3 protein-coding genes and 1 pseudogene are annotated in these 5,242 nt (G+C 72.9%); 3 read left to right on the top strand and 1 reads right to left on the bottom strand.

Translation table 11 applies throughout. The features are described 5' to 3' along the window. Positions 1–1,961 (top strand): efflux RND transporter permease subunit (locus N869_RS12665; protein WP_156968537.1); only part of this gene is annotated, 1,961 nt, incomplete at its 5' end. A gap of 106 nt (positions 1,962–2,067) precedes the next feature. Further along, complete coding sequence (locus tag N869_RS12660; protein WP_035062232.1) at positions 2,068–3,375, top strand: TrpB-like pyridoxal phosphate-dependent enzyme; 1,308 nt, start codon at positions 2,068–2,070, stop codon at positions 3,373–3,375. Between the two features lie 47 nt (positions 3,376–3,422). Here the strand turns inward: N869_RS12660 and N869_RS12655 are convergent, their stop codons facing one another. Then, positions 3,423–4,667, bottom strand: coding sequence for an ROK family transcriptional regulator (locus N869_RS12655; protein ID WP_232229724.1), 1,245 nt, complete (start codon positions 4,665–4,667; stop codon positions 3,423–3,425). Between the two features lie 113 nt (positions 4,668–4,780). Here N869_RS12655 and N869_RS12650 point away from each other — a divergent pair. Further along, positions 4,781–5,242 (top strand): annotated as a pseudogene (locus tag N869_RS12650) (LacI family transcriptional regulator); the annotation flags it as partial.

Here is a 5,242-nt window from a genome sequence, read left to right as displayed (position 1 = left end):
AGGACCCGGCTGCCGGCGCGCAGGTGGGGGCGCTGCTGTCGCAGGACCTGGACGCCGCCGCCGGTCAGGCCCGCGCCGGCCTGGTCGTGGTGCGGCTGGTGGCGGACCTGCCCGAGGACGTGCGCATGGACGTCGAGCTCGCGCTGCGGGACGCGGTCGCCGACCTCGACGTCGAGGGCGTCACCCTCTCGCCGTTGAGCGAGTACATCCTGACCGACAGCCTCATGGAGGACCTGGACACCCAGCTCCCGCTGCTCCTCGGTCTGGCGTTCGCCCTGATCATCGCGATCCTCATGCTGACCTACCGCCGGGTGGGAGACGTCGTCCTGAGCCTGTCGGGCCTGGTCGTGGTGATCGTGTGGACCTACGGGCTGGGGGTGCTCCTGGGCCCGGGCTACCTGGGCGTCACCGGGGAGCTCACCCAGGTCTCCTCGGTCATCCCGGTGCTCCTGATCGGTCTGGCGGTGGACTACGCCATCCACCTGACGTCCCGGTACCGCGAGGAGATGACCGAGGGCGCGCCCCCGCCGGCCGCGGCCCGCGCCGCGGTGCTGAGCGTGGGTGGGGCGCTGGTCCTGGCGACCATGACCACCATGATCGGGTTCCTGACGAACCTGATCTCCCCGTTGCCGCCGCTGCGGGACTTCGGGCTGTTCGTCGCGGTGGGTGTGCTGTCGGCGTTCGTGGTGATGGTCCTGCTGGTGCCGTCGGTGCGCACCCTCGTGGACCGGCGTCGCGTCGCGCGGGGGCGCTTCAAGCAGCCGGCCTCGGGCACCGGCACGGGGCTGGGCCGGGCGATGAGCCGTGCGGCGGTGCTCGCCGAGCGGCACGCCAAGGCGACCCTGGCGGTCGCGGCGGTCGTGACGGTCGCGGCGACCGGTGCGGCCACCCAGGTCTCCACGTCCTTCAGCCAGGAGGACTTCATCCCGGAGGACTCCGAGATCGGGGAGCTGCTCACCACGTTCACCGACCAGTTCGGCGGTGACGTGGAGGAGACCACGCAGGTCCTGCTCGAAGGCCCCCTGGACGAGCCCGACGCGATGAACGCCCTGCTCGAGGCGCAGGACCGGATGGCCACCACCGACGGCGTGCGCGGGACCGACGGGTTCGCCCAGGTCACCTCCCCGGCCTCGGTCCTGCTGGCCCTGGCCGCCGAGCCCGGGCTCGGGCAGGCGCTGGGTGCGCTGGGCCTGGCCGAGGACGGGTTCGCCGCGGACGCCGACGTCCCCGCCATGCTGGACCTGGCCCGTGACGTCGCACCCGAGCTGGTGGACCGGGTCGTGAGCACCGGGGCGGACGCCGGGGTGCTGGTGATCGAGACGTTCGCCGGTCAGGACGGCGCCGTCGAACTGCGCGAGGCGCTGCTCACCGACCTGGACCCGGTGCGCGACGCCGGGGTCGAGGTCACCGTGGTCAGCGAGATGCTCCTGTACGACGAGACGCTCGAGGCGCTCACCGACTCCCAGGTCCGCGGGATCGCCCTGACCCTGGGTGTGGCCGGCCTGGTCCTGGTGACGTTCTTCGCGGTCCGTCACCGGCACCCCGTCCTCGGGCTGGTGACGATCGCGCCGTCGGTGCTGGTGGTGACGTGGGTCCTGGGGTCGATGTGGGTCCTGGGCATCAGCTTCAACGTGATGACGGCGATGGTCGCCTCCCTGGCGATCGGCATCGGTGTGCCCTACGGGATCCACGTGACGAACCGGTTCGTGGAGGAGCTCGCGATCCCCGGGGCCGACGTGGACACCGCGATCCGGCGGACCGTGACCCACACCGGTTCGGCGCTGCTGGGGTCGGCGGGCACGACCGCCGCCGGGTTCGGGGTCCTGGCCTTCGCCTCGTTGGTGCCGATGCAGCAGTTCGGCATCATCACGGCCCTGACGATCGTGTACTCGCTGCTCGCGGCCGTGCTGGTGGAACCGGCGTGCCTGAAGCTGTGGGCGGACCGCCGACGGCGGGCGTGAGGTCCCGGACGATCCCCCTCACGCGGCCACTATGCTCACCACGACCCCGCCGACGACGACGAAGGACGGCCCCGTGACCGACCGCGCGAGCGACCCGACCGAGACCGTGACGCCGGGTGCCGCGCCGGCCCACCGCGGGATCGAGCCACTGGGCCACGAGGTCCCTTCGACGGTGCCCACGCACTGGTACAACCTGGCGGCCGACCTGCCCGAGCCGGTGCCCCCGCACCTGCACCCGGGGACCCGGGAGCCGTTGACCCCGGCCGACCTGGCGCCGCTGTTCCCGATGGGTCTCATCGAGCAGGAGGTCACCACCGAGCGGTACGTGGAGATCCCCGCGACGGTGCGCGAGATCTACTCCTCGTGGCGTCCGTCGCCCCTGGTGCGCGCCCACCGCCTGGAGCGGGCGATCGGCACCCGTGCCCGGGTCTACTACAAGTACGAGGGTGTGAGCCCGGTCGGGTCGCACAAGCCCAACACGGCGGTCGCCCAGGCCTACTACAACGCCGTCGAGGGCATCACCCGACTCACCACCGAGACGGGGGCGGGCCAGTGGGGCGCGTCGTTGTCGATGGCGTGCGCCCTGCTCGGGCTGACGTGCGAGGTGTGGCAGGTGCGCGCCTCGTACGACGCCAAGCCGTACCGCCGCTACCAGATGGAGACCTACGGCAGCGTGTGCCACCCGTCCCCGTCCGACCTCACCGAGGCGGGCCGGGCGATCCTGGAGCGCACCCCGGACACGACCGGGTCGCTGGGCATGGCGATCAGCGAGGCGGTCGAGGCCGCCGCGAAGGACCCTGCCGCGCACTACTCGCTGGGCAGCGTGCTCAACCACGTGATGCTGCACCAGTCGGTCATCGGCCAGGAGGTCCTGGTGCAGCTGGCCGAGGCGGGCGAGAAGCAGGCCGACGTGGTGTTCGGGTGCGCGGGCGGTGGCTCCAACCTCGCGGGCCTGACGTTCCCCCTGATCGGGCAGAACCTGCGCGAGGGCACCACGACCCGGGCCGTGGCGTGCGAGCCGGCGGCGTGCCCGTCGCTCACCCAGGGCGAGTACCGGTACGACCACGGGGACGTGGCGGGACTCACCCCGCTGCTCAAGATGCACACCCTGGGCAACGACTTCGTCCCCCCGTCGATCCACGCCGGGGGGCTGCGCTACCACGGCATGGCGCCGATGGTGTCGCACGTGGTCGAGCTCGGTCTGATGGACGCGGTCGCGGTCGACCAGGACGAGGCGTTCGTCGGGGGAGTGGAGTTCGCCCGTGCCGAGGGGATCATCCCGGCGCCGGAGTCGACCCACGCCGTCGCGGCAGCGATCGCCCACGCCCGCACCGCTGCCGAGGGCGAGGTCGTGGTCATCGGGCTGTCGGGCAACGGCGTCCTGGACCTGCCGGCGTACTCCGCCTACGTCTGATCGCCTACGTCTGATCGGGGCCGGCGTCCGAGCGGGCCGCCCTCGGCTCAGAGCTGGGCGCGCGCCGTCGTCAGGGGCAGTGCGGGTCCGTGGCTGTGGGGGACCAGGTGGGACTGGAGCACCATGGCCGCGGCCCCGATCGCCGCTGAGGTGCGCGCACTGGCCGAGACCATGACCCGCACCCCGTGGGTGGACCTGGAGAAGAACGACCGGTCGAGCTCGGCCTGCACCACGGGCACGTAGACCGAGCCCGCGACGGCCATGCTCGGACCGGTCAGGATCACCAGGTCGACGTCCATGACGTTCGCCAGCGCCCGGGTGGCCAGGCCCACGTAGCGGGCGGAGTCCTCGAGGAGCTCCCGCGCGCGGGTGTCGCCCCGTAGTGCCAGGCGAGCGACCGCAGCGAATCTGCCGGCGACCTCGGCGCGGCCGTTCTCCGCGGGCTGTCCGTCCAGGCCTGCGCGGCGCCTCAGGTCGTGGTCGTCGCACGCGGCGGCCACCACTCGCGCGGGCCCGCCCAGCGCCTCGGTGCAGCCGCGGGCACCGCACCAGCACTCGGGTCCGTCGGGGTCCAGGCACATGTGGCCGATCTCGCCGGCGTTGCCGCTGACCCCGCCGTAGGCGGCGCCGTTGATGATCAGCCCGGCGCCGACCCCGGTGCCCATGTAGACGGCCGCGAACGTGGACCGGGGTCCGGCCCTGCCGGTCCAGTGCTCGCCGAGGGCGGCGGCGGTCGCGTCGTTGTCCAGCAGCACCGGCACCCCGACGGCCTCGTGGACCGCACGGTCCAGCGGGAAGTCCTCCCACTGACGCATGGCGGGGGGTGTCAGGCGCATGCCTGCCGCCGGGGTGAGGGGGCCGGGTGACACGAGGCCGAGCCCCAGCACCCGGTCCCGGTCCACCCCGGATCCGTCGATGAGTGCGTCGACCTCCTGAGCCATGCGTGCGATGACGGTGGGTGGGTTGCCCACACCGGCCCCGGCGCGGGACATGCGCCCGATCACGGTTCCGCCGAGGGTCGTCAGGACGTAGACGATGCCCGAGTGGTCCAGGTGGACGCCGATCGCGAATCGCGCGGCGTGGTTGAGCTGGAGCAGCACCCGGGGCTTGCCGCCCGTGGACTCGGCGCGGCCGGTCTCGATGACCAGACCGTCGTCGATGAGGCGTCGGACGGCGGTCGAGATGGTGGCACCGGTGAGCCCGGTGACATGGACGAGGTCCGCCCGGGACGTGGTGCCGCAGGCGCGGATGACGTCGAGCACCGCTGCTGTCGCTCCCTGGTGGGTGGTCACGCGCCCCGCCCCCATGTGCGTTCCTCCGTCCAGGGGCCGCCCCGACCCTTCGCCCCCTACCGTAGCCACCGACCCGCGGTGCCGTGGCGTCCCCTCGCCGATACGCTCACGGTGTGGCCTCGGGTGCGATCGGACTGGTGCTGGCACGGCCCACGCGTCTGCTCGGCGTGGAGCCGTTCTTCATGGAGCTCATCGGGGGTATGGAGGAGCGGTTCGTGGAGCGCGGCCTGTCGGTCCTGCTGCACGTGGTGCCGGGCCTCGACGCCGAGATGGAGGCGTACCGTCGGTGGGCGGCGTCGGGGCTCACCGATGCCGTCGTGGTGGTGAACCTGGTGGACGACGACCCGCGTCCCGCGCTGCTGCGCGAGCTCGGCCTGACGGCGGTGCTGGTGGGTGACATGGATGACCAGGACCATGCGGTGGTGCGCACCGACGACGAGGGGCCGATGCGCGACGTGGCGATGCGTCTGGTGGCGCGGGGGCACCGGCGGTTGGCGCGTGTGACGGGGCCCGCCGGGCTGACCCACACCCGCGGTCGTACCAGGGCGCTCCTGGCGGTAGCGGCCGAGGCCGGC

Source organism: Cellulomonas bogoriensis 69B4 = DSM 16987 (genome assembly GCF_000767165.1).
Taxonomy (GTDB): Bacteria; Actinomycetota; Actinomycetes; order Actinomycetales; family Cellulomonadaceae; genus Actinotalea; species Actinotalea bogoriensis.
The sequence above is the reverse complement of the archived record's forward strand: the minus strand, read 5'-3'. Positions and strand labels throughout refer to the sequence as shown.